The following is a 26,294-nucleotide window of genomic DNA, read 5'->3' on the forward strand; positions in this document are numbered from 1 at the left end:
AAAAACCTTATATGGCCTTAAATGCCTTATATGGTTCAAAAATATGTTGTATAAATGAAAAAAATACCCTCTTTTTTGTTGGTTTTTATAGCCTCCACAGCCATAGCTTTCTCTCAAGCCCGAGTGGTAAAGGTATTGGATACCCATTGGAAATTTCAAAAAGGAAATGTTGAAGACGCTTTCAAAACGAACTTCAACGACTCGAAATGGGAATCGGTTTCTGTTCCTCACGACTGGGCAATTTATGGTCCTTTTGACAAAAAAAATGATATGCAAACAGTTGCTATTTCTCAAAATGGCGAAAATACTCCTACTGTAAAAACGGGAAGAACCGGAGCCTTACCTCATATGGGTACGGCGTGGTATCGCAATACTTTTACTTTGCCTAAAGAAGCCAAAGGGAAAAAAGTACTACTACTTTTTGAAGGCGCGATGAGTGAACCTCAAGTGTATTTGAATGGGAAAAAAGTAGGGGAATGGGCGTATGGCTATAGTTATTTTTATTTTGATGTTTCTCAATTCATTCAAGAAGGCGATAATACTTTAGCAGTAAAATTATCCAATAAAGAATTTGCCTCCCGTTGGTATCCAGGAGCGGGTTTGTATCGAAAAGTAAGTGTTATCATCAAGAACAATGAAAGTATTGACCAATGGGGGCAATTTATAACGACACCTTTTATTAGTAATGCTGTCGCCAAAGTCAATATTAAGACCAAAGCCTCTGGTGAAAATACGCGTTTGGTGACCACCATTTTTGATGCCGAAGGACACAAAGTAAGTGCAGAGGAATCTTCTTTACGCTTAGGAAAAGAGTTTGACCAAAATATAAAAGTAGAGAATCCAAAATTGTGGAGCCCAGAAACACCTTATTTGTACAAAGCGGTTGCTCAATTGTATGTTGGTAATGAATTGAAAGACGAGCTTACCACCCGTTTTGGAATCCGTGAAATTAAGTATGAAGCCAATAAAGGATTTAGTCTTAATGGTAAGGTGACCAAATTCAAAGGGGTTTGTTTGCATCACGATTTGGGACCTCTTGGTGCTGCTGTAAACAAAGTGGCTTTGCGTAGACAGTTGACCATTTTAAAAGATATGGGATGCAATGCCATTCGCAGTTCGCACAATATGCCTTCTTTCGAACAATTGGAGTTGGCAGACGAAATGGGCTTTTTGTTTTTGGCAGAGAGTTTCGATGAATGGGTTTTACCAAAAGTAGAAAACGGTTACCATCGCTTTTTTGACGAATATGCTGAAAAAGACATTGTGAATTTGGTACAAGCCACACGAAATCATCCTTCTATTGTGATGTGGAGTTCAGGAAATGAAGTTCCAGATCAGTGGGGAGAAGCAGGTGTAAAACGAGCCAAATGGTTGCAGGAGATTTTTCATAGAGAAGACCCAACACGTCCTGTAACAGTAGGAATGGATCAAGTGAAAGCGACTATGGAGTCTGGTTTTGGAGCTTTGTTGGATATTCCAGGATTGAATTATCGCGTGCATTTGTATGATGAGGCATTCAAAAAATTTCCACAAGGATTTATCTTAGGTTCCGAAACTGCTTCAACGGTTAGTTCTAGAGGGATTTACAAATTTCCTGTCGTGCAAGAAAAAATGAAGCAATATCCAGATTTACAATCTTCATCCTATGATTTAGAAGCCTGTAGTTGGTCAAATGTTCCCGATGAAGATTTTGTACTTCAGGATGATAAACCTTGGGTAATTGGTGAATTCGTTTGGACAGGATTTGATTATTTGGGTGAACCGACACCTTATGATGAAATATGGCCGTCACGTAGTTCTTATTTCGGAATTAACGATTTAGCAGGCTTACCGAAAGACCGTTATTATTTGTACCGAAGCCGTTGGAACACCAAGGCAACTACGCTACACATTTTACCTCATTGGAATTGGGAAGGTCGCGAGGGACAAATAACTCCCGTTTTTGTGTACACCAGTTACAACAGTGCCGAACTTTTTATCAATGGTAAAAGTATGGGCGTACAAACTAAAAACAAGAATACTCCGCAAAACCGTTACCGCTTGATGTGGATGGATGTAAAATATGAACCAGGAACGGTAAAGGTTGTAGCTTATGATGACAATGGCAAAGTAGCTGAAGAAAAGGAAATCCGAACCGCTGGTAAACCGTATCAGATTGTTTTGGATGCAGACCGAAAAACCATCACAGCCGATGGCGAGGATATTTCGTTTGTGACGGTTTCTGTAGTGGATAAAAATGGAGTTCCTTGTCCAACAGCCACCAACCAATTAAAATTTAAAGTTTCTGGAGCGGGTACGTATCGCGCCGCCTGTAATGGAGATGCGACTTCACTGGAACTGTTTCATAAAGACACGATGAAATTGTTTAGCGGAAAATTGGTAGTACTTGTGAAATCGAAAACTACCGCAGGTGATATCAAATTGGAAGTAACCGCAGATGGGTTGAAGTCGGGTAAATTGACTTTAACTTCGACTAAATAGAATTTACACTAAAAGAACACAAACGTTTTGAAAAAGATCTTTGTGAACTAATTCATAACAAATAACATAATAATTTAAATAAAATGAACAGTATTTTAATTGAAAAAACAAGAGCGTTCTTCAAATCGACTTTTGGAAACGAACCTCAAAAAGTGGTGCTTTCACCGGGAAGAATTAATATTATTGGAGAGCATATCGATTACAATGATGGTTTTGTATTGCCAGCAGCTATAGATAAGATCATTTGCTTTGCTTTCGAAAAAAGCAACACCACTACTTCTCGAATCGTGGCTATCGATTTAGATGAAGAATTTGAAGTCGATTTGTCGCAAGACATTCAACATAGTACAACGGTTTGGAACAATTACATTTTAGGAGTCTTGAAACAACTACAAGACAATGGATTCGAGTTTAGCGGCGTGAATTGTGTTTTTAGTAGTAACATTCCAGTAGGTTCTGGATTATCGTCATCGGCTGCTTTGGAGTGCGGATTCCTTTTTGGGATACAATCCCTTTTTGATCTTGAGATTAGTCAAGAGAAACGTGCATTAATGGGACAAAAAGCAGAGCATTGGGTGGGAATCAATTGTGGTATCATGGATCAGTTTGCTAGCGTACACGGCCTAGAAAACAAAGTCATCAAGTTGGATTGTAATACGCTGGAGTATGAGTACCATAATGCCGATTTTAAAGACTATGCTTTGGTGTTGTTTGATAGTAATGTGAAGCATTCGTTGTTTGCTTCTGCCTATAACAAAAGAAGGGAACAATGTGAGGAAGGTTTGGCGGTTATTAAAACTAATTTTCCTGAAATCAAAAGTTTCAGAAATTGTACCGAAGCGCAATTGTTGACTTTGAAAGAGAAAATGGATGCGGAGGTTTTTACACGTGTGCATTATGTAGTAAAAGAAATCGCTCGTGTGTCTAAAGCCTGCGAAGCTTTGGATGCTGGGAATATTGAGCTTTTGGGGCAATTACTTTTTGAAACTCACGATGGTCTGTCTAGAGAATACGAAGTGAGCTGCCCCGAGTTGGATTATTTGGTCGAATTGGCCTTAGCCGATGATGCCGTAATAGGTTCCCGATTGATGGGCGGTGGTTTTGGTGGCTGCACCATTACTTTGATTAAGAAAGGAAAAGAAGAAGCCGTTAAACAAAAATTCGCTCAGTTGTACCAAGAAAAATGGAACATTGAGTTGAAAATTTACGATGTTAAAATTGGAAACGGTACATCATTGTATGAACCTGTAGGGTAGATGTTAGCCACGAATGCACGAATAATTTAAAAACTTTTATGACCTTTTAAATCCAAAAATAAAAGCGTCATAAGCTTAAATGACTTATCTGTTTAATACACATTGCGACCCTTGTGGTAACAAACATAAAATGAATAGCATGAAAAATTTTGATATCAACGAAGACCCACATAGACGTTTTAATCCCTTAATCAACGAATGGGTTTTGGTTTCGCCTCACCGTTCCAAAAGACCTTGGCAAGGTCAAAAAGAAAGCATTTCAGGTGCGCAATTGCCAGAGTACGACCCCGAATGTTACTTATGTCCAGGGAATGTGCGTGCCAATGGCGAAGTGAATCCTGCTTATGATTCTTGTTATGTTTTTGAAAATGATTTTGCTGCGCTAAAACAAGAACCTATTGCTTTTGAAGAAAACAATACGCCTACTTTTTTTAAAGCAAAACCAGAACGAGGCATTTCTAGAGTGGTTTGTTTTTCACCAAGACATGATTTGACCTTACCTCAAATGGAGGTCGAGAATATCGAGAATATTGTAGCGACTTGGCAAAAAGAATACACCACTTTGGGCGCTATAGATTACATTAATCATGTTCAAGTTTTTGAAAACAAAGGCAGTGTGATGGGCTGTAGTAATCCCCACCCGCACGGTCAAATTTGGGCACAATCGTCTTTACCTACGCAGGTTGAAAAAACGCATAATAGCTTGAAACAGTATTACGAACAACAAGGCCGAACCTTATTACAAGATTATGTTGATGAAGAATTGAAGGCACAAGAGCGTATCGTTATCGAGAATGAGCATTTTGTAGCCTTGGTGCCTTTTTGGGCGATTTGGCCTTATGAGACCATGATTGTAAGCAAACGCAACGTTTCTAAAATCACTGATTTTACTTCAGCTGAGGTTATAGATTTTGCTGTTATTTTAAAACAATTAACCACCAAATACGATAATCTTTTCGAGACTTCCTTTCCTTATTCTTCGGGAATTCATCAAGCGCCAACAGATGGTGAAGAACATCCAGAATGGCATTTTCACATGCATTTTTATCCGCCTTTGTTGCGCTCAGCTTCGGTAAAGAAATTTATGGTAGGTTATGAAATGATGGGCGAGTCACAGCGTGATATTACTCCAGAGAAAAGTGCTGAGGTCTTGAGAGGATTATCAGTAGTTCATTATAAAAACAAATAAGATGCAAATAGTTGTCACAGGAGGTTTAGGATTTATAGGTTCGCATACGGTGGTCGAACTACAAAATGTAGGGTATGAGGTAATCGTGATTGATAATTTATCGAATTCGTCTATTGATGTTTTGGGTGGAATTGAAAGAATCACCGGAAAACAGCCTATTTTTGAACAAATTGATTTAAGAGAAAAAGCGGCAGTACAAGCTTTTTTTGCTAAATATACTGAGGTTTCAGGAGTGATTCACTTCGCAGCCTCAAAGGCGGTGGGTGAGAGTGTGCAAAATCCTTTATTGTATTACGAGAACAACATTGCTTCTTTGGTTTATCTTTTGCAAGAATTGCAGAAAAAGCCAGAAGCTCATTTTATTTTTAGTTCTTCTTGCACCGTTTATGGTCAAGCTGAAGTGATGCCAATTGCAGAAACTACACCGATACAAGCGGCGATGTCTCCTTATGGAAATACCAAACAAATTGGAGAAGAAATCATTGCCGATGTAACCAAAGTAAGCGGACTCAATGCTATTTTATTGCGTTATTTTAACCCAATTGGAGCGCATCCTTCTACCGAAATTGGAGAATTACCTATCGGAGGTCCTCAAAATTTAGTCCCTTTTATTACACAAACCGGAATGGGCTTGCGCAAAGAGCTGTCCGTCTATGGCAATGATTATCCTACGGTTGATGGTACTTGTGTGCGAGATTACATTCACGTAGTAGATTTGGCCAAGGCGCATGTAGTGGCTTTGCAACGTTTGTTGGATAAGAAAAATGAAACGGCATTAGAGGTCTTCAATTTAGGAACAGGTAAAGGAAGTTCTGTGCTCGAAGTGATTACGGCTTTTGAAAAAGTGAGTGGCCAAAAGTTGCCGTATACCATCGTACCAAGACGTGAAGGCGATGTAACCGAAGCCTATGCCAATACCGAAAAAGCCAATACTATACTAGGCTGGAAAACAGCAGCAACCCTAGAAGAAGCGATCGATAGCGCTTGGAAATGGGAACAAAAGAGTAGAAAATAATTAATTTTAATATTCTAAAGCTCAGATTTTTTCAAAAAATATGGATTTTATTGTTGTGTTTAAGTTGATTTCAATGAAATATACTTTAGATTACACTTTTTTAATCACATAAGTTACCATTCCCCAAATGATTAATTGGTTTTCTTCGGTAACTAAAATGGGTTTGTAACTTGGATTTTCGGGGAGTAAATACATACAATCTTTCTCGACTTGAATGCGTTTTACGGTAAATTCACCATCAAAACAACAAATCGCAATTTTGTTGTTTTGGGGTTCCAAACTTCGGTCAACGACCAATACATCTTTGTCATTGATACCAGCATCAATCATAGAATTGCCTTTGACTTTGATGTAAAATGTAGCCAATGGATTTTCGCTCAATTCTTTATTCAAATCAATGTTGGTTTCCATAAAATCAGCTGCCGGTGAAGGAAATCCTGCCGAAACGCCCTCATTGATATACGGTATTCGAAGTTCACTTTCGAAGTCTGGACGGAAGAAAGTGAGCTTTTGTTCTTTGTTTACAGACATTGTATTTCGAGTATTTCTTTAAACTTTGTGGTGTATTTTGGTGACAAATGGTTTTGATTCATGTTCCAAGTCAGACTCAGATTTTGGGTAGCCAATTTGACTTTCGTCATTCCAATTTTACGATTCAGTTGGTCGATGGTTTGCATCAAAGCCAAATGTTTTGGGTTTTCTTCTTCGAATAAATGCAGTTGTTTTTTGTTCTCGTCAATCAGTTCGGTCACAATTACCCCTGCTTTTTTGAACTTAATGCCTTCGTTGCCTTGGAGCAATTCTTTCAGTAAAGCGATGGCGGCGTTGGAAATGGTTAGTGTCGAATTGCTTGCGTAGGGTAATGTTATGGCTTTATTGAAATAGTATTTTGAGCTAGTAACCGAATGTTTGTCAATGACCAACATCACGATAATGGTGTGGCAACACGAATGTTGTTTGCGTAATTTTTCGGCACAAACTGCTGCAAAAGTTGCGATGCGTTCTCTAAGTAAATCAAATTCCGCGATTTGTTTTGGAAAGCTTCTTGTAGTGGCAATACTCTTTTTTTGAAGCACAACAGGTTCTAAATCTAATACGGATTTGCCTTCTAATTCTTGTTTTAATCTAAGGCCAATAACGCCCATTTCTTTCTTAATCCAAGCTTCGTGTTGGGGTTGTATAAAATCCAGTGCGGTTTGTATGTTACGCAGTTTGGCTTTTTTGGTCGTGCGATAGCCTATGCCCCAAACGTCTTCAATCTTGGTCCATTTTAGGGCTTTGATGCGTTTTTCTTCGGAGTCAATAACATAGACGCCTTGGGTACGATCTTGAAATTTTTTAGCAATTTTATTGGCAACTTTAGAGAGCGCTTTGGTTTCGGCAAAGCCAATGCAAACCGGAATTCCCACCCATTTTTGTACTCGGGTTTTCATTTGGAGTCCGTAGCTGTGGTAGTCCTCAATCGAAAGACCATCAAAATTCAGGAAGGCTTCGTCTATACTGTAAATTTCTATATTCGGGGTGAACTGATTCAAGATAGTCATCACTCGATTACTCAAATCGCCATACAACGGATAATTGGAGGAAAAAATAGCGACTTCTTTTTCTTTAATTAGGTCTTTGATTTGAAAGGCAGGTACGCCCATAGGAATGCCAACCGCTTTGGCTTCATTACTTCTAGAAATCACACAACCATCGTTGTTGGATAATATCGCAACCGGTTTCCCGTTGAGTTTCGGCTGAAAAACACGTTCGCAAGAAGCATAGAAATTATTACAATCGACTAAAGCATACATAGCACAAATTTACAGCATTCGAACTGCTGTAAGTAGCTAACGATAGTTAATTTTTTGTGGCTGTTGATAAGTTACAATCACTCCTTTTAGGCGTGAAAATTATCCAACCAATTGGGGTCACTCATTTGTTTTTGAATCCTTTCGATGTCGCCAAACGTAGTCACCAAAGCGTCGTTGTTGTTGCTGTCGACCAAATCTTTCTGAAAAGCGCCGCCTTTTTGGATGATGTATTCGGCCATTTGTTGACCAATGACTTGCATCAAATCAAAACGATTAATATCGGCCATATCAATTGAGTTCAAGATGGAATAATCTACATCGTGCAACCATTTTGAAGGATATTTTTTGGGGTCTAATCCGTCGGTGTTCGGTATTTTTTTGATAGAGAGAGGGTCTAATGAAATTTGGAATCGGCGAAAATCAATAATTTTATTAATCATCGGAGAGCGTAAGGTGTTTACTTGCATAGCGCTAGAATCTTGACCCATTTGTGTCATCAGCCATTCCAGCCAAAAGGTAATATCTAGCCCCTTGATTTTCAGAGTTGCATCGGGTTGTACAAACTGTCTGGAGATTCCGGTGCCAAAACTGAAAATGCATAATTTGGTGATATCATAAGCAGAATCTTTTTCTTTGCCTTTGGGAAAGCTATAGGAAATGGCTTCCATAAATCCGGCAAGAACAGGATTGTTGTAGGTAGTCGTTCCACCATCTACAAAACGTTCAAGTGGATTGAAATAAGTAGGAGCACTCATAGTGGCTTCGAGTACGGCACGGAGTAATACATCTTTGTAGGTGCCATAAAAGCTACCGTCTTTTTGCTTGAAACAACTAAAAAAAGTCTCTTCAGAAGCGGTCATATCGTGCGCCGTAATCATCAAATCAATATCGGTTTTGGCACAACTTTCGGCTAGGGTAGTGTTTTGAATTTCTTCGAAAAGTAACTTTCGGTAATTGCCTTTTAGGTATTTTGGCGGATTTACAAAACGGTCTCCCAAAGGTTTTTTGTCAAATACTTCTTCGATTAATGTACTGTATTTCTCTTCTATCGCTGCTGCGGTATAGCCAGAAGCTATTAGTCCCGCGATGATGCCTCCAGTAGAAGTTCCTGAAACCATATCAAACAATTCAAAACAAGGAATACCAGCGGTTTCTTCTAATTTTTTGAGCAGTTGAAGGGTTAAAATTCCTCTCATCCCGCCACCATCTAAGCATAAAATTGCTCTTTTGTTGGGGTTGATGTTGAGTGTTTCAAAGGCCTTTTTTCTTGAGGCTGGCATTTTTGATCCGTTTACTTTTGCCATTGTGGTTAGTTTGGTTAATAGATAGGATTAGAGCGATATAAAAATACTCAAAAAATGATTTTTTTATAATTCATTTCCAACAATTTGATCCATAACCCAGTTGGTATGAGTAGCTGTTGCTCCCGTTGAGGGATGTTGTGAACGACCTAATAAGTGCTCTCTCATTTGTTGCACATGATACAGTTGAATGTTTTCAGGGTGTGCTATTTCGTGTGCTGTTGTGCCTTCTGATGTTGTGAGTAGAATAGGGTCGTTTTCAAAAATCGAAAAAGTAATAGTACCCTCGCTACCATAAATAGTAACTTTGTCTTCTCGTTTTAAAGTGCCAAAATTCCAACAACCACTTCCAGTTATACCTGATTGATGGAGCCAGCAAGCTGTTGCAGCATCTTTTGCGGTGTATAACCCTTGTTGGTTGAGACTAATTCCCGAAACATTTGTTATGGTTCCAAAATAGTGCACAAACAAATCCAATCCGTGACTGGCCAAATCATCAAAATATCCTCCTGTAGCTATCTTACTATCGGTTCTCCAATTGTAATCTCCAGAAAGGTCTTGTGCTGAGGTGGGTTTGCTCAAATGCCAATGAAGGTGTCTAATGGTGCCAATTTTATGACTGTTTATCCATTCTTTTATTTGCTCAAATCTTGGCAAAGTACGTCTGTAATAGGCAACAAATAAAGGAATGTTTTTAGCAGCAAATGCTTCAGTGATGGCAACACAATCTTTATAGTTAGGAGCCAATGGTTTTTCTATGCAACAGGGTTTTCCGGCTTCGGCTACTTTTAGACCATAATATTTATGAACATCTGGAGGCGTTGCAATATAAACCGCGTCTATTTCAGGGTCGTTGATTAGGGCATCAGCATTGGTATAGTATTTGGCTATGCCGTGTCTTCTGGCATAATCAGCCGCTTTTTCTACATCACGGCGCATCACAGCTCCGATGGTAAATCCTTCTGTTTTTTGATAGGCGGGGCCACTTTTAATTTCGGTTACATTCCCGCAACCAATAATTCCCCAGCGGATTGTTTTATCTTTTATATCCATTGGCTTTTAATTGCATCCGTCTATGCCACAACAAGAATTATCTGCTTCCGTGTTGATGCTAGTGTTTTCTACTTCTTCCCAAATTTGTTTCAAGGCATTCAAAAAAGTTTCAGGATATTGCGCTCCTGAAACGGCATATTTATTATTCAGTACAAAAAATGGAACTCCTTGCACGCCTATGGCTTGTGCTTCTTGTTGGTCTTTTCTAACGGCATCACCAAACCTATCTGAAGAAAAAACTGAGTGTATACTTTCCTCTTCCAGTCCAACTTCTTTCCCTAAAGAAGTTAGTACGGCAATGTTGTTGATGTCCAATCCGTCGGTAAGATAGGCTTTGAATAACAACTCTTTTAACGAATCAGCGACTTCTTTCTCTTTGGCCAAATGCAATAAACGATGCGCATTATAGGAATTCGCCATTTTAGCTTTTTCAAAGTGAAAATCCAGACCAGCGTTTTTAGCATTCTGTGTCATATCATCGAGCATCTGTTGTGCCCAATCGGTATCTTTTCTGTATTTTTCTGCTAAATGTTCCACCAAACTATCTTCTTTCGTGGCAACGAAGTTTGCGTCTAATTGGAAACTTTTCCACTCGATAGTTACGGCATTTTTATATTCGAATTGTGCAATGGCTGATTCTAGTCTTCGTTTTCCGATGTAGCAAAAGGGGCACATAATATCAGACCAAATTTGTATGTTGATTGGCTTTGTCATTTTTTTGATTTTTGAGGGGTGAAATATACTAAAAAAAAACCGCCTTAAATATGAATTTAAGGCGGTTGAATATAGTTGTATTTTTTTAGATTAAGTCCATTACTAGCGATGGGAATAATCCTAATGCGATGTTTAATAATAAAGCAACAGTGGCAACAATATAGATTAATATTGGAGTTCCTGTTCTAGATTCATTCGATTCTTTAGTATACATGGCTAGTATTAATTTGAAATAATAGCCCACACTGATGATAGAGTTGATTACAGCAAATATAACTACCACTAGATAACCTGCTTGAATGGTTTCACTGAATAAAGCCATTTTGGCAAAAAATCCAGAGAAAATTGGAATACCAGCCATTGATAATAACGATCCAGTAAGTACTGCGGCTAATAAAGGATGTGTTTTTCCTAATCCGTGGAAGTTGGCAATATCCTCGTTGTTTTTGTTTTTACATACATAAAGTAATACGCTAAAGGCTCCTATACCTGCAATAGCATAAGCCGTAGCATAATATAATAAACTTCCAGCTGAAGTACCGATGCTTAGTAAGGTCATTAGCATAAATCCTGCATGAGAAATACCAGAGAAGGCCAACATTCTTTTGACGTTGCTTTGTTTTAATGCCATGATGTTACCTACAGTCATGGATGCAATAGAAACAATTACAATGACCATTTGGAAATTATAATTCAAATCGGCATTTAAAACACTTAGTAATTTAAACAAAGTGGCCATTGCTACCACTTTTGCCAAAGTACTCATTGTGGCAGTAGTCATTGCAGGCGCACCTTCGTATACGTCAGGAGCCCAAAAATGAAACGGAACTGCCGCTACTTTGAATAACATTCCAATGGTTAAAAGCACAATGCCAATGGGGAACCAAATAGGTAATTCTGCCGATTTAGACATTTCACTGATTTCAGCTACATCAAAGCTTCCCATGGCGCCGTACACCAAACAAATTCCAAAAAGAATAATTCCAGAGGCAAAAGAGCCCATCAAGAAATACTTCATCCCGGCTTCATTACTTTTTAAATCTAAACGTCTGCTTGCTGCCAAGATGTATAAAGCAATCGATAATACTTCGATTCCTAAAAAGAACATGGCTAAGTTTCCGAAAGAAACCATAGCAACTGCTCCAGCTAGTAAAAATATTTTTATCGCAATAAAATCCGATAATTTAGATTGATGCTTCTCATAAAAGTTATGACTCAAGGCTACCAAAAAGATGGAAAGCACGATAAATAAACTTGAAAAAGTAACTGAAAAATTCGTTACCGAAATCATATTATTATAAAAAGAAGCAGGCATGTTGTAATCGGCCACTGTTAGCCCCAAAACGCCAAGTAATCCAAGGATGGTTGCAGGAATAATTCCTTTTCTGAAATCAAGAATTTCAAATAAAAGGCATAAAACACCTAATCCTATTATAGCTATTAATGTATTCATTTTCTATTTGACTAATTGATTCGATTGATTTGTGTTAAAATTTCTTCAAGACTTGGTGTGATTAAGTCTGTAATGGGTTTTGGATACAATCCAAAAAAGAACAATACTGCTACAATAACAAGTAAAGTGATGATTTCGCTAGTTGACAATGCTACAAATGGTTTCGCGTTCGTTTCACCTAACATTACATATTGAAACATTTTAAGCATGTAATAGGCACCAAGAATGATGGTAGTCCCGCCAAGTATTGCAAACCAAATATTGATTTGCGATAAACTGTACAATACCGTAAATTCTCCAACAAAGTTAAAAGTGGTTGGTAACGCTACAGAGGCCAACACTAAGATCATAAATAATGAAGTGAATTTTGGCGCCAAAGCACGAATACCTCCCATGTCAGCAATCGTTCTTGTTTCGTATCTTCTGTAAATGATTTCAGCAGCAAAGAATAAACCTACCACTACAAATCCGTGAGCAATCATTTGTAAAACGGCACCTCTTAATCCATCAATTGTTAAAGTATAGGCACCAGCGGCGATTAAACCAACGTGTGCTAGAGAAGAGTAGGCCAATAATTTCTTAAGGTCTTTTTGTCGTAACGCTACAATCGATCCGTAAATAACTCCTGCAATTCCTATGGCAATAAATATCGGCATGTATTCTTTAGCTGCAATTCTTCCCAAAGGCAATTGCCAACGAATCACACTGTACAATCCCATTTTTAGCATAATACCTGAAAGTAACATTGTTCCAACGGTTGGTGCTTTTTGGTATACATTCGCTTGCCAAGTGTGAAAAGGAATTAATGGAATTTTGATAGCATAGGCGGCAAAGAAAGCCAAGAAAATCCATTTTTGTTCAGAAGGCGTTAAGTTTAATTTGTACAAATCTTCTATCATGAAGCTTCCAGCTTGTTGGTACATATAAACAAAAGCAACCAACATGAATAAAGAACCTGCTAAAGTGTAGATAAAGAATTTAACTACTGCTTTTTTGCGTTCTTCCACATCACCATTACCCCAAACTAAGGCAATAAAGTAAATTGGAATCAAAGCCAATTCCCAGAAAATATAGTACAAAAGTCCGTCTGATGCTAAAAATGTACCTACCATAGCAAATGCCATGAATAAAACTAACGCATAAAAAGTTTTAGCATTTTTTAGATCATTTCCAAAAGAAGAATAAATGATGATTGGCGTTAAAGCTGTCGTTAACAAAAGCATTGCTAAAGAAAGACCGTCAGCTTTTAATGCAAAAGATACTTTAGGTTGTGTAATCCAATTGGCCAAAAAGCTGATGTTTTCGCCAGCATTGTAATGATTTAAAAGTACAATAGAAACCCCAAAAGTAACTAGTCCAAACAACATAGCTATTTTTGAAGCCAACTTGTCTCCTGATAAGTAGGTGACCAAAGCTCCAATTAAAAGTAATAGTAATATAAGTGATACGTTCATAGTAGGGTGTATTATTGTGCTAAAAATAAAAAGGAAATGATGGCGCATAGTCCCAAAACAAAAGCAAAAAGGTATAAACCAATACTTCCGTTTTGAATTTTTCTACCATAGTGTCCAATTTCGTTCGTTACTTTTCCAAATCCAAATACGAAACTTGAAAGACCAGTTTCAATATAATCTCTAAAGAAAGAAGATAAAGTATTGGTCGTTTTTACAAACAAAGTATCGTATAATTCATCAACATAATATTTGTTGTAAACCACTTTTGTGAAGCCTGTAATTTCGCTATCTGCAGGTGGTACAGTATTATTTTTAACGTATTTAAAATAAGCAATGGCAATCCCAACTAATCCTCCAACTACGGCAAGAGCCATCAACATATATTCTGTTGAACCTAAATGATGTTCGGCAGTCGCTAATTTGGGTACAATTGGAATCAAATAGTGATTCAACCAACTGTTACCTGGTAAACTGATAAGCCCACCAATCGTTGCCAAAATCGCCAAAATGATTAATGGTACAGTAATTAGTGCAGGGCTTTCGTGCAAATGATGTTTTTGTTCTGCCGTTCCTCTAAAATCTTGGAAGAAAGTCAAAAACATCAATCGGAACATATAAAAAGCCGTCATAATAGAAGCTACAGAAGCAATAATCCACAAAGGAATATTATGGTGGAAAGCTGTAAGCAAAATTTCATCTTTTGAGAAGAATCCTGAGAACAACGGTACACCTGATATGGCCAAAGAAGACACTAGCATGGTAATAAAAGTGATTGGCATTACTTTTCTCAATCCACCCATATTACGCATATCTTGTTCTCCATGTAAGGCATGGATCACAGAACCTGAACCCAAGAACAAACAAGCTTTAAAGAAAGCGTGTGTGATTACGTGGAACACGGCAACTTCATAGGCACCCAATCCTAAGGCTAAAAACATTAAACCTAATTGAGAAACTGTAGAATAAGCCAGCACTTTTTTGATGTCATTTTGAGCCAATCCGATGGTTGCAGCTACCAAAGAAGTAACAGCACCAACGATAGCAATAATATTTTGTACCTCTGGAGCCAAATCAAACACGAAGTTCAAACGGGTGATCATAAAAATACCAGCGGTAACCATGGTAGCGGCGTGTATTAACGCAGAAACTGGTGTTGGTCCAGCCATCGCATCAGGTAACCAAGTGTACAACGGAATTTGTGCTGATTTACCACAAGCTCCAATAAATAATGCAAAAGCGGCTACTGATAACGCATAAATGTTGATTTCTGAAGCACTCGCAATAACTGTTTTTAATGTAGTATAGTCTAAAGTGTTGAATTGTCTTCCTAATATAAAAATCCCGATTAAAAGACCTAAGTCACCAATTCTATTCATGATAAAGGCTTTCTTAGCCGCATCGTTGTATTCTTGGTTTTTGTACCAAAATCCAATCAATAGGTAAGAACAAAGTCCTACGCCTTCCCATCCAATAAATAAAACCAATAAATTACTTCCTAAGACCAAAGTGATCATGAAGAACACAAATAAATTCAAATACGCAAAAAACTTATGCATATTTTCATCGTCGTGCATGTAGCTAATAGAGTATAAGTGAATCAAAGATCCAATACCTGTTACAAAAAGCAACCATAATACTGAAAGTTGATCGATCAAAAAGCCTAAATCTACTTTGAAAGTGCCAATTTGTATCCATTCGAATAACGAAACCTGAATGCTTTCTTTTGAACCATTCACAGCTCCAAAAAAGTAAAAGGTAGCGATAAATGAAACTAGTACTGTCAACGTACCAATAGCTCCCGATACTGTTTTTCCTAAATTTTTTCCAAAAAATACGTTGATTAAAAAGCCTACTAAAGGAGCAAGAACTAAAATTAATGCTATGTTGGTATTCATTTCCATTTATCCTTTTAAGTTTTTTAAATTATCAATAGTAATAGCGCCTAAATTTCTAAAAATAGAAACTAATATGGCTAGTCCAACTGCAACTTCAGCCGCGGCAACCGCCATGGAGAAAAACACAAAAACTTGTCCTTGTGCATCCTGATGGTAAGTCGAAAAGGCAACAAAAAGTAAATTTACTGCATTCAACATGATCTCAATCGACATGAAAACAATGATGGCATTTCTTCTGTACAATACTCCAAAAATGCCAATACAAAAAAGGATGACACTCAAGAAGATGTAATTTTCGATACCAATCTGGTTTAAAATATTATTCATCTTACTTTTCTATTTTTTCTTTTTTAGACAAAAGCACCGTTCCAATCATCGCTGTCAAAAGCAAGATCGAAGCAAATTCAAACGGCACCATATATTCATTTAGTAACACTTTACCCAATACGTTGATGGATTGAAAATCCTTACCCGTAGCCACATATTCACCAACAATAGGTTTTGAATTGGTAAAAATGGCAATCAAAACCAAACATACCAAGCAAAACGAAACGATAGCACCCAAACGAGTAATTCTAGGTTTGTGTACTTCATCTTCTTTATTTAAGTTCATCAACATGATGGTAAACAAAAACAAGATCATAATCGCACCGGAGTAAACGATGATATGAACGATGGCCAAGAATTGCGCATTCAATAATAAATAATGACCCGCAATAGTAAAGAAACAAATCACCAAGTAAATGGCACTATGTATTGGATTTCGGCTAAAAACCGTTAAAAAAGCACTGGCTAAAGTGATAAAGCCTAACAGGCAAAAAACAATAAGTACTGTAGACATTAGTTAGCGTTTTTAAGTTGAGTATTTTTAATAGCCATTTCCAAAGGCATTACTAATTTATCTTTACCAAAAATGAAGTCTTCTCTGGTGTAGCTTGCTGGAACCAATTCTTTAGAAAGCGTCAAATAAATCGCGTCTTTTGGACAAGCTTCTTCACATAAACCACAAAAAATACAACGCAACATATTGATTTCATAAATCTCGGCATATTTTTCCTCGCGGTACAAATGTTTTTCGTCAGCTTTACGCTCTGCTGCTTTCATCGTAATGGCTTCGGCAGGGCACGATAAAGCACACAATCCACAAGCGGTGCAGTTTTCTCTTCCTTCTTCATCGCGTTTTAACATATGTTGTCCGCGATAAATTGGACTCATGGTTCGCACTTGTTCTGGGTAATGAATCGTTGCTTTTTTCTTAAAAAAGTGTTGGATGGTTATAAATAAACCCTTTACAATCGCTACAAGATACAAGCGTTCCAAAAAGGTCATCTCTTTGTTAGAGACCATCTTTTTTCTACCCGATAATGATATAGTTTCTATTGACATTTTTTGTTTTTTATTTAAAGCTAATCCTGCTATCCGCTGTATCTTTTATTTTTTGAAAGAAAAAATAAAAGGATGCCGCTACTATCAGGGCTAGGGCGCTTCGTAATTAAATTAGAATCCTAAATAAGCAGCAATATCTGCTCTCAAAATAACAATTCCAGTAATGATGATATTGATGATAGAAAGTGGAATTAAGATTCTCCATCCCAAATGCATCAATTGATCGTATCTAAATCTTGGTATCGTCCATCTTACCCACATGTAGAAAAAGATGAAACTAAATATTTTCATAAACAATACGGCTACACCGATAAGGTTTCCAATATTTACACCCCAGTTTTCTACTGCATAATCCATTCCAGGATAGTTGTAACCACCAAAGAATAATACAGATAAAATAGTGGAAGAAATAAACATATTAGCATATTCCGCAAATAAATAGAATCCCATTTTCATGGAAGAATATTCCGTGTGGTATCCACCAATCAATTCACTCTCACATTCTGGTAAGTCAAAAGGCGTACGGTTACTTTCAGCAAAAGCACAAATCAAAAAGATTAAAAATGATAAAGGTTGGTAAAATACATTCCAGTTCATTCCAGCTTGTTGTGCAGAAATTTCTCTTAAACTCAAGGTTCCAGTCATCATTAACAAAGCAATCATGGATAATCCCATGGCTACTTCATAAGAAACCATTTGCGAAGCCGCACGAACCGCTCCCATCAAAGAGAATTTATTGTTTGAAGCCCAACCTCCAATCATAATCCCATAAACTCCAATAGAAACTACTCCAAAAAAGTATAATAATCCGATGTTGATATCTGTAGCTTGTAGCAAGATGTCTTTTCCAAAAAGATGTAAACGATCCCCCCATGGTATAACAGCACTAGTCATTAAGGCTGTACCCATGGCAATTCCAGGTCCTACAAAGAATAAAAATCTATTAGGAGTATCTGGTTCAAATTCTTCTTTGGCAAACAATTTCAAACCATCGGCAAGCGGTTGAAATAAACCACCCCATCCCGCACGGTTTGGACCTACTCTGTCTTGCAAAAAAGCAGCTACTTTTCTCTCGGCCCATGTAGAATACATGGCGACCAACATGGTAATTGCAAATACAACTACGATTACAACACTTTTTTCAATAATAAAAACACTATCCATTTTTGTTCGAATCTATTAGGTTGCCATCAATTTTTTCGTTGTAATCAATCTCAGCCATGCTGATTTTTTTACGGTCTTGAGGTCTTCCCAAAAGGATTTTCTCTTCGGTATTGATGATTACTTTTTCTGTTTTAGTGTAATTGTTTTGATTGATTACAGAGTCTTTTTCAAAAACTCTAGGTCCTTCAATTACCCAGTCACTAACGTCTTTTTTGTCAAAACGACAAGTGTTACAAATGAATTCTTCTACTTCGTGATATTCATCTTTTCTTCCTGTTACACGTTGAATTTCACCTCCAAACATCCAAACAGTAGTGTTGCCACAACATCCAGGAGTAGTACATTCTCTGTGTGCATTAAAAGGTTTGTTAAACCAAACTCTCGATTTGAAACGGAAGGTTTTGTCGGTCAATGCTCCAACAGGACATACATCAATCATGTTGCCTGAGAATTCATTGTCGATAGCTTTAGAAATACAAGTAGAAATATTAGCATGATCACCTCTGTCTAATACACCGTGAACACGATTGTCTGTTAGTTGATCCGCAACTTGTACACATCTTTGGCACAAAATACAACGGTTCATATGCAGTTGAATATTTGGACCAATATTTTCAGGTTCAAATGTTCTTTTTTCTTCGATATAACGCGTTTGTGATTTTCCGTGTTCGAAGCTTAAGTTTTGTAAATCACATTCTCCTGCTTGATCGCAAATTGGGCAATCTAAAGGGTGATTGATCAATAAAAATTCAGTTACTGCCTTTCTTGCTTCGGTAACTCTTTCAGAAGATTTGCTGTTTACTTCCATGCCATCCATGCAGCCCGTTACACAAGATGCCATTAATTTTGGCATAGGTCTTGGATCGGCTTCACTACCTTTGGATACTTCTACTAAACAACAACGGCATTTACCACCGCTACCTTTTAATTTCGAATAATAACACATCGCTGGCGGAACTACATCTCCACCAATCATACGAGCGGCTTGAAGGATGGTTGTTCCTGGTTCTACTTCTATCGACTGACCGTCTATTGTTACTTTCATTTTTTTGGGTCTTAATGGTAAAACAATATTTTACCTTTTTAACTTTTTAACTATAGGGTTACTTTACCAACTAAGTGCTTTACCTTTTCGAACGGTTCTGCAACAAAATGATCTCTATTTTTAATTTTTTCAGGGAAACGAATATGGTATTCAAATTCGTCTCTAAAATGACGAATCGCTGCAGCCACAGGCCAAGAAGCGGCATCACCTAATGGACAAATAGTGTTTCCTTCGATTTTGCTTTGAATGCTTAACAACAATTCGATATCTTCCTCGCGACCTTGTCCGTTTTCAATACGGTGCAATACTTTTTCTAACCATCCAGTTCCTTCACGACAAGGAGTACATTGACCACAGCTTTCATGGTGGTAGAAGCGAGAGAAATTCCAAGTGTTTCTAACAATACAGCTGGTGTCATCATACACGATAAATCCACCTGAACCTAACATAGAACCTGTAGCAAAACCACCATCACTTAAAGACTCATACGTCATTAATCGGTCTTCGCCAGCGGCTGTTTTATAGATTAAGTTAGCAGGTAAAATTGGCACTGAACTTCCTCCTGGAACAAAAGCTTTCAGTGGACGATCAGAACTCATTCCTCCTAAATATTCATCTGAATTCATGAATTCGTACACAGATAATCCCATTTCGATTTCATAAACTCCTGGGTTTTTAATGTGACCAGAAGCAGAAATTAATTTAGTTCCAGTAGATCTTCCAACTCCAATTTTAGCGTAATCAGCTCCTGAATTGTTTACAATCCAAGGCACGGCTGCAATAGTTTCCACATTGTTAACTACGGTTGGGTTGGCCCAAAGACCAGAAACCGCAGGGAAAGGTGGTTTAATACGTGGATTACCACGTTTTCCTTCTAAAGATTCAATAAGTGCAGTTTCTTCACCACAAATGTAGGCTCCACCACCACAATGAACATACAAGTCTAAATCATAACCTGTACCTAATATATTTTTGCCCAACCATCCTGCAGCTTTTGCTTCGGCTATGGCTCTTTCTAATATCTTGTAAACCCACATGTATTCTCCACGAATGTAGATGTAGGAACGATTAGCGCCTAGTGCATAACTAGAAGTAATCATACCTTCAATTAACAAGTGAGGAATATATTCCATCAAGAAACGATCTTTGAACGTTCCTGGTTCTGATTCGTCTGCGTTACAAACTAAGTGACGAGGTTTTCCTGATTTTTTATCAATAAAACTCCATTTCATTCCTGCAGGGAATCCAGCACCACCACGCCCTCTTAGTCCAGAAGTTTTAACTTCTTCAACAACTTCGTCAGGAGTTAATGTTTTTAAAGCTTTCTCTACAGAAGCATAACCGCCGTTAGCACGATATACTTCGTAAGTCTTTATTCCAGGAATATTGATTTTGTCTAATAATATTTTTTGTGACATCTTATTTATCGTGTAATATTATTTTATTATCTCTACAATCCGTAATGATTTGATCGATTTTCTCTTCAGTCAAATGTTCTTTGTAGAAATCGCCCAATTGCATCATAGGGGCATAACCACAAGCACCTAAACATTCTACACCTCTTACTTCAAACAAGCCATCAGCGGTAGGCTCTCCTACTGGCACACCTAGTTTTTCACAAGTGTAGTCCATTAAGTTTTCTACACCATTCAAACAACAAGGAGAAGTTTGACAAAACTCGAACATGTATTTACCAACAGGTCTTTGGTTAAACATGGTGTAAAACGTTACCACTTCATAAACCTCAATTGGTTTAATATGAAGAATTTCGGCTACTTTGTTTTGTAATTCAATGCTTAACCAGTTGTCATGAGCATCTTGTACCTCATGTAAAACTGGCAACAGCGCTGATTTTCTTTTGTCTTCAGGATAGTGGCTGATCAATTCATTGATGCGTTCCATCAATGTTTCGGTCATGTTTATTTCTTGTTGGTACTGTTTTCTTTCCATTTTTATAATTTTTGCCGTACGGCTCAAAGTCACAAAGTTTTTTTAAATCTAAATTTAAAAAGCACTACTTTAAAAATTGTTATGCGTCTAATTCTCCAGCAATTACATTTAAACTTGATAATATTACAATGGCATCCGATAACATGGATCCTTTGATCATGTCTGGATAAGCTTGGTAATAGATGAAACAAGGTCTACGGAAATGCAAACGATAAGGTGTTCTACTTCCGTCAGAAACTAAGTAAAAACCAATTTCACCGTTAGCGCCCTCTACCGGGTGATATACCTCTCCAACTGGAACAGGAACTTCTCCCATAACAATTTTGAAGTGGTAGATTAACGATTCCATCGTAGTGTATACATCTTCTTTTGGAGGTAAAAAATACTCAGGAACGTCAGCGTGATATTCATTGCCAGCTGGCATTTTAGCTAAGGCTTGTTTGATAATGCTTAAACTCTCCCAAACTTCTGCATTACGCACGCAGAAACGATCGTAGGTGTCTCCTGATTTTCCAACAGGAACAATGAAATCAAAATCTTCGTAAGAGCTGTAGGGTTGTGCCACACGAACATCATAATCAACACCAGCGGCACGTAAATTAGGACCTGTAAATCCATAAGCTAAAGCTTTTTCAGCTGTAATGCTTCCTACATTTACAGTTCTATCAATAAAAATTCTGTTTCTTTCAAAAAGATTTTCAAATTCTTTCCAAGCTACTGGAAATTCTTCTAAGAAAGTGTTGAGTAATTCAAAAGCTTTTGGAGACCAATCTCTTTCGAAACCTCCAATTCTTCCCATATTGGTAGTCAAACGAGCGCCACAAATTTCTTCGTAGATTTCGTATACTTTTTCTCTGAATTGAAACACATATAAAAAGCCAGTATACGCTCCAGTATCTACTCCTAGGATCGAATTACAAATCAAGTGATCGGTAATACGCGCCAACTCCATGACAATTACACGGAGGTATTGTGCTCTTTTTGGAACTTCTACTCCTAGTAATTTTTCTAAAGTCATCCACCATCCTAAGTTGTTAATTGGAGAAGAACAATAGTTCATACGATCCGTAAGTGGCGTAATTTGATAAAACGGACGATTTTCGGCTATTTTCTCGAAGGCTCTATGGATGTATCCAATGGTAGGTTCAGCTTCTAAAATTTTTTCTCCATCCATTAATAAGATGTTTTGAAAAATTCCGTGTGTTGCTGGGTGAGTAGGTCCTAAATTCAAGATCGAAAGTTCACTTCCGTCTTCATTATGACGCTCTTTTATAATCTTAGCATATCGATGCTCTGGTGGTAATAATAGTTCTGACATTTATCTAATGTGAAAAATTATAAGTTTGTTTTTTAGCTATTAGAAGGTGTTCTTCCAAAGAATCGGTCATCTTTATCGGTTCTTCCTCCATCTTCCATTGGGAATTCTTTTCGCATTGGAAAAGAAACCATTTCATCCATGTTCAAAATTCTTTTCAACTGAGGATGTCCTACAAAGTTAATCCCAAAGAAATCATAGGTTTCTCTTTCCATCCAATTGGCGCATAAAAAGATGTTAGCTATTGATTTTACTTCAGGTTGTGTGCCGTTCAAAAAAGTTTTAAATCTAATGCGTTTGTTTTCGTACCAATTGTGCATATGATATACTACAGCAAATTGTCTTTCTTCTTCGTTATCGGGGTAGTGAATACCGCACAAATCTGTCAAAAAGTGAAAACGTAATTGAGGATCATTCTTTAAAAAAAGTACAACGGCAGTAATTACATCTGCTGAAACTTCAAAGGTAAAAAGATCTCTATCTTGATTGAATTGAAAAACTGCATTGCCAAAAGTAGCCACTAATTTTTCTTGTATTTCGGTTGTTTCTAATGCCATCTTTTTTATTTGATATTATAAGAAGCTAATAATTCTTGATATTCAGGGGAGCTTCGTCTTCTAACCGATTCGTTTTTTACTAGTTCTTGTAATTGCATTACACCATCCACGATTTGTTCTGGTCTTGGAGGACATCCAGGAACATAAACATCTACGGGGATTACCTTGTCAATACCTTGTAAAACAGAATAGGTGTCGAAAATACCGCCTGATGAGGCGCAAGCTCCAACAGCAATCACCCATCTAGGCTCTGACATTTGCTCGTAAACTTGACGTAAAATCGGCCCCATTTTTTTTGATATTGTTCCCATAACCATAAGCATGTCGGCTTGTCTAGGAGAAAAACTTACTCGCTCAGACCCAAAACGTGCTAGATCATAATGTGAAGCCATAGTAGCCATAAATTCAATACCACAACAAGAAGTGGCAAAAGGCAATGGCCACAAGGAGTTAGCTCTAGCTAGTCCTACAACATCATTTAGTTTAGTGGCAAAAAAACCTTCACCAACAACTCCTTCTGGAGGAGCGACCATTTTTGTATTAGAATCTGTCATAATTGATATAGTGTTCAAGTTCTACTTGCTTTAATTTACTCCCACTCAAGGGCTTTTTTCTTGATGATGTAGAAAAAACCAACAAGTAACAAGAGCATAAAAATAACCATTTTTATCATACCTTCAATACCTAACTCCTTGAAATTGATGGCCCAAGGGTATAAGAAGATAACTTCGATGTCAAAAAGCACAAATAAAATAGCTACTAAAAAGTATTTTACAGAAAACGGTATACGTGCGTTTCCAATGGATTCGATACCACACTCAAAGTTTCTGTTTTTGTTAGCGGAGTTTCTTTTTGGGCCTAATTTTCCTGAAATAAAGATGATTCCAGTTACAAAAGCAATCACGATTGCTAATTGAATTAGGATCGGAATAAAATTGATTTGTTCGGTTTGCATAGTAGTTTTTTTTTCTTGCTTTAACGAACCGCAAAGATAGCTTTCGAGGATGTAAAACACAAGTTAATTACTTTTTTTCAGTTATAAACGTTTGTTAATGTGTTCTAATTTTTATTGATTATAAATAAGAGTTTAAATTTTCTTCTTTTCGATGGGGGTAAACAAAAAAAAGTGCTTCGATTGCCTCGAAGCACTTTTTAATTTTGTAAAAAATACTGTTATATTTTTTAGCTTAAAGTACTACTACTTGAGCAGCAACTTTACCTTTTCTTCCTTCTTCTTCTTCATAACTTACTCTGTCACCTTCGCGTAATTCTTCCGCTTTGATTCCTGATGCATGAACAAAAATGTCTTTTCCTGTTTCTTCGTCTGTAATGAATCCGTAACCTTTTGATTCATTGAAAAATTTAACTGTACCTGTACGCATTGTAATAGTAATAATAATTTATAATGGACAAATGTAATCTTTAAAATAATACAAAACGGTTTAGTGTCTTAATTTTTTTTCAAAAATATTGATATACAGACTATTTAATGATTATTTTGAATTTAATTGAATGTGTAATTCGTTTAATTGTGATTCATCAATAATAGAAGGAGCATCAATCATTACATCACGACCCGAATTGTTTTTTGGGAATGCAATAAAGTCGCGAATGGTTTCTTGTCCGCCCAAAATAGCTACCAATCGATCCAAACCAAAAGCTAAACCGCCATGAGGTGGTGCGCCAAATTGAAACGCATCCATTAAGAATCCAAATTGTGCTTTGGCTTCTTCTTCTGTGAAACCTAAGTATTTGAACATTAATTGTTGCGTGGCTTTATCGTGAATACGAATAGAACCACCTCCAATTTCATTTCCATTCAAAACCATATCATAAGCATTGGCTCTTACTTTTCCTGGAGCAGTTTCTAGCAAGTGTAAGTCCTCTGGTTTTGGCGAGGTAAATGGGTGATGCATGGCATGGTAGCGTCCGCTTTCTTCATCAAATTCTAATAAGGGGAAGTCAATAACCCATAATGGAGCAAATTCAGCTGGATTTCTTAAGCCTAATCTTGTTGCCAATTCCATACGTAAGGCTGAAAGTTGCGCTCTTGTTTTATCTGCAGGTCCAGACAATACAAAAATCATGTCTCCAGGTTTTGCACCTGTAGTTTTTGCCCAATTGGTTAAATCGTCTTGATCGTAAAATTTATCTACAGATGATTTAAAGGTACCGTCTTCATTACATTTTACATAAACCATTCCGCTTGCGCCAACTTGTGGACGTTTAACCCAATCAATCAAGGTATCAATTTCTTTACGAGTATAGTTTCCTGCACCTGGAACAGCGATACCTACGACTAATTCAGCAGCATTGAAAACAGGGAATTCTTTGTGTTGTGCAAAAGCGTTCAATTCACCAAACTCCATTCCAAAACGAATGTCTGGTTTGTCGTTTCCGTAGGTTTTCATAGCATGTTCGTAAGTCATTCTTGGGAATTTGTCTACTTCGATGCCTTTTAATTCTTTTAATAAATGACGAGTAAGTCCTTCAAAAACATTTAAAATGTCTTCTTGTTCTACAAATGCCATTTCACAATCGATTTGTGTAAACTCAGGTTGTCTGTCGGCACGCAAATCTTCGTCACGGAAACATTTTACAATCTGAAAGTATTTATCCATTCCACCCACCATCAATAATTGTTTGAAGGTTTGTGGAGATTGTGGTAAAGCATAAAATTGTCCTTCATTCATTCGAGAAGGAACTACGAAATCTCTAGCGCCTTCTGGTGTTGATTTGATTAGGTAAGGAGTTTCTACTTCACAAAAATCTAAATCAGAAAGGTATTTGCGTACTTCCATTGCCACTTTGTGACGGAAAAGTAGACTATTTTTTACTGGATTTCTTCTGATATCCAAGTAGCGGTATTTCATTCGAATGTCTTCTCCACCATCAGTTTCATCTTCTATAGTAAATGGAGGCGTTAAAGCTGCATTCAAAATTGTTAATTCTGTTACTAAGATTTCAATAGCTCCGGTTGGAATATTGTTGTTTTTGGCTTCGCGTTCAATAACGGTTCCTTTCACCTGAATTACAAATTCTCTCCCTAAGGTTTTGGCTAATTCAAAAACCGATTTTTCGGTACGACTTTCGTCAAATATCAATTGCGTAATGCCGTAACGGTCTCTTAGGTCAACCCAATTCATGAATCCTTTATCACGTGATTTTTGTACCCATCCCGCTAGTGTTACTTCTTGATTGATATGTGAGGCGTTCAATTCGCCACAATTATGACTTCTATACATGTTCCAAATTTTAGATTGCAAAAGT

The 26,294-nt window shown here is 37.3% G+C and carries 25 protein-coding genes; 4 read left to right on the forward strand and 21 right to left on the reverse strand.

Annotated features, from left to right (window positions below; translation table 11 throughout):
* The first annotated feature begins 54 nt into the window (after positions 1-54).
* The 4 genes from AO58_RS0100685 to galE all read left to right on the forward strand — a co-directional run bounded on the left by AO58_RS0100685 (position 55) and on the right by galE (position 5,941).
* Positions 55-2,481, forward strand: a complete 2,427-nt coding sequence (locus AO58_RS0100685) for a DUF4982 domain-containing protein (protein WP_024979867.1) — start codon at positions 55-57, stop codon at positions 2,479-2,481.
* A gap of 83 nt (positions 2,482-2,564) precedes the next feature.
* The gene (gene galK / locus AO58_RS0100690) at positions 2,565-3,737 is read left to right on the forward strand and encodes a galactokinase (protein ID WP_024979868.1); all 1,173 of its coding nucleotides are present in this window, start codon (positions 2,565-2,567) and stop codon (positions 3,735-3,737) included.
* Between the two features lie 139 nt (positions 3,738-3,876).
* The gene (locus tag AO58_RS0100695; RefSeq protein WP_024979869.1) at positions 3,877-4,926 is read left to right on the forward strand and encodes a UDP-glucose--hexose-1-phosphate uridylyltransferase; all 1,050 of its coding nucleotides are present in this window, start codon (positions 3,877-3,879) and stop codon (positions 4,924-4,926) included.
* 1 nt (position 4,927) lies between these two features.
* On the forward strand, positions 4,928-5,941 hold the full coding sequence (gene galE, locus AO58_RS0100700) for a UDP-glucose 4-epimerase GalE (RefSeq protein WP_024979870.1): 1,014 nt from the start codon (positions 4,928-4,930) through the stop codon (positions 5,939-5,941).
* A 90-nt stretch (positions 5,942-6,031) separates the two neighbouring features.
* Here galE and AO58_RS0100705 read toward each other — a convergent pair whose 3' ends face one another.
* The 21 genes from AO58_RS0100705 to aspS all read right to left on the reverse strand — a co-directional run bounded on the left by AO58_RS0100705 (position 6,032) and on the right by aspS (position 26,269).
* Positions 6,032-6,472, reverse strand: a complete 441-nt coding sequence (locus AO58_RS0100705; RefSeq protein WP_024979871.1) for a LexA family protein — start codon at positions 6,470-6,472, stop codon at positions 6,032-6,034.
* Positions 6,463-7,737 (reverse strand): Y-family DNA polymerase, encoded by a 1,275-nt coding sequence (locus AO58_RS0100710; protein WP_024979872.1) that lies wholly within the window; start codon positions 7,735-7,737, stop codon positions 6,463-6,465. Before AO58_RS0100710 ends, AO58_RS0100705 begins: the two co-directional genes overlap by 10 nt.
* Positions 7,738-7,823: 86 nt before the next feature.
* A complete protein-coding gene (locus tag AO58_RS0100715) occupies positions 7,824-9,041 on the reverse strand; it encodes a patatin-like phospholipase family protein (RefSeq protein WP_024979873.1) in 1,218 nt (405 codons plus the stop codon).
* Positions 9,042-9,104: 63 nt separating this feature from the next.
* Positions 9,105-10,091: a Gfo/Idh/MocA family protein gene (locus AO58_RS0100720; RefSeq protein WP_024979874.1), complete on the reverse strand. Its 987-nt coding sequence runs from the start codon at positions 10,089-10,091 to the stop codon at positions 9,105-9,107.
* Between the two features lie 6 nt (positions 10,092-10,097).
* Positions 10,098-10,805 (reverse strand): DsbA family oxidoreductase, encoded by a 708-nt coding sequence (locus AO58_RS0100725; protein WP_035717188.1) that lies wholly within the window; start codon positions 10,803-10,805, stop codon positions 10,098-10,100.
* 85 nt (positions 10,806-10,890) lie between these two features.
* Entirely contained in the window at positions 10,891-12,258 is a 1,368-nt protein-coding gene (locus AO58_RS0100730; protein WP_024979876.1) for an NADH-quinone oxidoreductase subunit N, read from the reverse strand.
* A gap of 11 nt (positions 12,259-12,269) precedes the next feature.
* On the reverse strand, positions 12,270-13,712 hold the full coding sequence (locus AO58_RS0100735; RefSeq protein ID WP_024979877.1) for a complex I subunit 4 family protein: 1,443 nt from the start codon (positions 13,710-13,712) through the stop codon (positions 12,270-12,272).
* An 11-nt stretch (positions 13,713-13,723) separates the two neighbouring features.
* Entirely contained in the window at positions 13,724-15,607 is a 1,884-nt protein-coding gene (nuoL, locus tag AO58_RS0100740; RefSeq protein ID WP_024979878.1) for an NADH-quinone oxidoreductase subunit L, read from the reverse strand.
* A gap of 6 nt (positions 15,608-15,613) precedes the next feature.
* Positions 15,614-15,934 carry an NADH-quinone oxidoreductase subunit NuoK gene (gene nuoK, locus AO58_RS0100745; protein WP_024979879.1) on the reverse strand — a complete coding sequence of 107 codons (321 nt, stop codon included), beginning with the start codon at positions 15,932-15,934 and terminating at the stop codon, positions 15,614-15,616.
* 1 nt (position 15,935) lies between these two features.
* On the reverse strand, positions 15,936-16,448 hold the full coding sequence (locus AO58_RS0100750) for an NADH-quinone oxidoreductase subunit J family protein (protein WP_024979880.1): 513 nt from the start codon (positions 16,446-16,448) through the stop codon (positions 15,936-15,938).
* Positions 16,448-16,993 (reverse strand): NuoI/complex I 23 kDa subunit family protein, encoded by a 546-nt coding sequence (locus AO58_RS0100755; protein WP_024979881.1) that lies wholly within the window; start codon positions 16,991-16,993, stop codon positions 16,448-16,450. The genes AO58_RS0100750 and AO58_RS0100755 overlap by 1 nt, the downstream gene beginning before the upstream one ends.
* A 111-nt stretch (positions 16,994-17,104) precedes the next feature.
* A complete protein-coding gene (nuoH, locus tag AO58_RS0100760; RefSeq protein ID WP_024979882.1) occupies positions 17,105-18,157 on the reverse strand; it encodes an NADH-quinone oxidoreductase subunit NuoH in 1,053 nt (350 codons plus the stop codon).
* Positions 18,150-19,202 carry an NADH-quinone oxidoreductase subunit G gene (locus AO58_RS0100765; RefSeq protein ID WP_024979883.1) on the reverse strand — a complete coding sequence of 351 codons (1,053 nt, stop codon included), beginning with the start codon at positions 19,200-19,202 and terminating at the stop codon, positions 18,150-18,152. The genes nuoH and AO58_RS0100765 overlap by 8 nt, the downstream gene beginning before the upstream one ends.
* A gap of 50 nt (positions 19,203-19,252) precedes the next feature.
* Positions 19,253-20,620 carry an NADH-quinone oxidoreductase subunit NuoF gene (gene nuoF / locus AO58_RS0100770; RefSeq protein ID WP_024979884.1) on the reverse strand — a complete coding sequence of 456 codons (1,368 nt, stop codon included), beginning with the start codon at positions 20,618-20,620 and terminating at the stop codon, positions 19,253-19,255.
* 1 nt (position 20,621) lies between these two features.
* Positions 20,622-21,152, reverse strand: a complete 531-nt coding sequence (locus tag AO58_RS0100775) for an NADH-quinone oxidoreductase subunit NuoE family protein (RefSeq protein ID WP_024979885.1) — start codon at positions 21,150-21,152, stop codon at positions 20,622-20,624.
* A gap of 79 nt (positions 21,153-21,231) precedes the next feature.
* Positions 21,232-22,470 (reverse strand): NADH-quinone oxidoreductase subunit D, encoded by a 1,239-nt coding sequence (locus AO58_RS0100780; protein WP_024979886.1) that lies wholly within the window; start codon positions 22,468-22,470, stop codon positions 21,232-21,234.
* 32 nt (positions 22,471-22,502) lie between these two features.
* The gene (locus tag AO58_RS0100785; RefSeq protein ID WP_024979887.1) at positions 22,503-23,024 is read right to left on the reverse strand and encodes an NADH-quinone oxidoreductase subunit C; all 522 of its coding nucleotides are present in this window, start codon (positions 23,022-23,024) and stop codon (positions 22,503-22,505) included.
* A 5-nt stretch (positions 23,025-23,029) separates the two neighbouring features.
* Positions 23,030-23,578: an NADH-quinone oxidoreductase subunit B gene (locus AO58_RS0100790; protein WP_024979888.1), complete on the reverse strand. Its 549-nt coding sequence runs from the start codon at positions 23,576-23,578 to the stop codon at positions 23,030-23,032.
* 35 nt (positions 23,579-23,613) lie between these two features.
* On the reverse strand, positions 23,614-23,979 hold the full coding sequence (locus AO58_RS0100795) for an NADH-quinone oxidoreductase subunit A (RefSeq protein WP_024979889.1): 366 nt from the start codon (positions 23,977-23,979) through the stop codon (positions 23,614-23,616).
* Between the two features lie 232 nt (positions 23,980-24,211).
* Positions 24,212-24,406 (reverse strand): cold-shock protein, encoded by a 195-nt coding sequence (locus AO58_RS0100800; RefSeq protein WP_024979890.1) that lies wholly within the window; start codon positions 24,404-24,406, stop codon positions 24,212-24,214.
* A gap of 111 nt (positions 24,407-24,517) precedes the next feature.
* A complete protein-coding gene (gene aspS / locus AO58_RS0100805) occupies positions 24,518-26,269 on the reverse strand; it encodes an aspartate--tRNA ligase (protein WP_024979891.1) in 1,752 nt (583 codons plus the stop codon).
* Between the last annotated feature and the right edge of the window lie 25 nt (positions 26,270-26,294).

Origin of the sequence: Flavobacterium succinicans LMG 10402 (assembly GCF_000611675.1) — a bacterium.
In the GTDB taxonomy this organism is placed as follows: domain Bacteria; phylum Bacteroidota; class Bacteroidia; order Flavobacteriales; family Flavobacteriaceae; genus Flavobacterium; species Flavobacterium succinicans.

Excerpts from the sequence above, each read along its gene's own strand:
- AO58_RS0100765 (WP_024979883.1), bottom strand. The coding sequence starts at position 19,202 with ATGAAAGTAACAATAGACGGTCAGTCGATAGAAGTAGAACCAGGAACA.
- AO58_RS0100780 (WP_024979886.1), bottom strand. The coding sequence starts at position 22,470 with ATGTCAGAACTATTATTACCACCAGAGCATCGATATGCTAAGATTATA.
- nuoH (WP_024979882.1), bottom strand. The coding sequence starts at position 18,157 with ATGGATAGTGTTTTTATTATTGAAAAAAGTGTTGTAATCGTAGTTGTA.
- AO58_RS0100710 (WP_024979872.1), bottom strand. The coding sequence starts at position 7,737 with ATGTATGCTTTAGTCGATTGTAATAATTTCTATGCTTCTTGCGAACGT.
- nuoL (WP_024979878.1), bottom strand. The coding sequence starts at position 15,607 with ATGAATACCAACATAGCATTAATTTTAGTTCTTGCTCCTTTAGTAGGC.
- AO58_RS0100725 (WP_035717188.1), bottom strand. The coding sequence starts at position 10,805 with ATGACAAAGCCAATCAACATACAAATTTGGTCTGATATTATGTGCCCC.
- galK (WP_024979868.1), top strand. The coding sequence starts at position 2,565 with ATGAACAGTATTTTAATTGAAAAAACAAGAGCGTTCTTCAAATCGACT.
- AO58_RS0100715 (WP_024979873.1), bottom strand. The coding sequence starts at position 9,041 with ATGGCAAAAGTAAACGGATCAAAAATGCCAGCCTCAAGAAAAAAGGCC.
- AO58_RS0100730 (WP_024979876.1), bottom strand. The coding sequence starts at position 12,258 with ATGAATACATTAATAGCTATAATAGGATTAGGTGTTTTATGCCTTTTA.
- AO58_RS0100750 (WP_024979880.1), bottom strand. The coding sequence starts at position 16,448 with ATGTCTACAGTACTTATTGTTTTTTGCCTGTTAGGCTTTATCACTTTA.
- galE (WP_024979870.1), top strand. The coding sequence starts at position 4,928 with ATGCAAATAGTTGTCACAGGAGGTTTAGGATTTATAGGTTCGCATACG.
- AO58_RS0100795 (WP_024979889.1), bottom strand. The coding sequence starts at position 23,979 with ATGCAAACCGAACAAATCAATTTTATTCCGATCCTAATTCAATTAGCA.
- AO58_RS0100735 (WP_024979877.1), bottom strand. The coding sequence starts at position 13,712 with ATGAACGTATCACTTATATTACTATTACTTTTAATTGGAGCTTTGGTC.
- AO58_RS0100775 (WP_024979885.1), bottom strand. The coding sequence starts at position 21,152 with ATGGAAAGAAAACAGTACCAACAAGAAATAAACATGACCGAAACATTG.
- AO58_RS0100790 (WP_024979888.1), bottom strand. The coding sequence starts at position 23,578 with ATGACAGATTCTAATACAAAAATGGTCGCTCCTCCAGAAGGAGTTGTT.
- nuoK (WP_024979879.1), bottom strand. The coding sequence starts at position 15,934 with ATGAATAATATTTTAAACCAGATTGGTATCGAAAATTACATCTTCTTG.
- AO58_RS0100785 (WP_024979887.1), bottom strand. The coding sequence starts at position 23,024 with ATGGCATTAGAAACAACCGAAATACAAGAAAAATTAGTGGCTACTTTT.
- AO58_RS0100800 (WP_024979890.1), bottom strand. The coding sequence starts at position 24,406 with ATGCGTACAGGTACAGTTAAATTTTTCAATGAATCAAAAGGTTACGGA.
- nuoF (WP_024979884.1), bottom strand. The coding sequence starts at position 20,620 with ATGTCACAAAAAATATTATTAGACAAAATCAATATTCCTGGAATAAAG.
- AO58_RS0100695 (WP_024979869.1), top strand. The coding sequence starts at position 3,877 with ATGAAAAATTTTGATATCAACGAAGACCCACATAGACGTTTTAATCCC.
- aspS (WP_024979891.1), bottom strand. The coding sequence starts at position 26,269 with ATGTATAGAAGTCATAATTGTGGCGAATTGAACGCCTCACATATCAAT.
- AO58_RS0100755 (WP_024979881.1), bottom strand. The coding sequence starts at position 16,993 with ATGTCAATAGAAACTATATCATTATCGGGTAGAAAAAAGATGGTCTCT.
- AO58_RS0100720 (WP_024979874.1), bottom strand. The coding sequence starts at position 10,091 with ATGGATATAAAAGATAAAACAATCCGCTGGGGAATTATTGGTTGCGGG.
- AO58_RS0100705 (WP_024979871.1), bottom strand. The coding sequence starts at position 6,472 with ATGTCTGTAAACAAAGAACAAAAGCTCACTTTCTTCCGTCCAGACTTC.
- AO58_RS0100685 (WP_024979867.1), top strand. The coding sequence starts at position 55 with ATGAAAAAAATACCCTCTTTTTTGTTGGTTTTTATAGCCTCCACAGCC.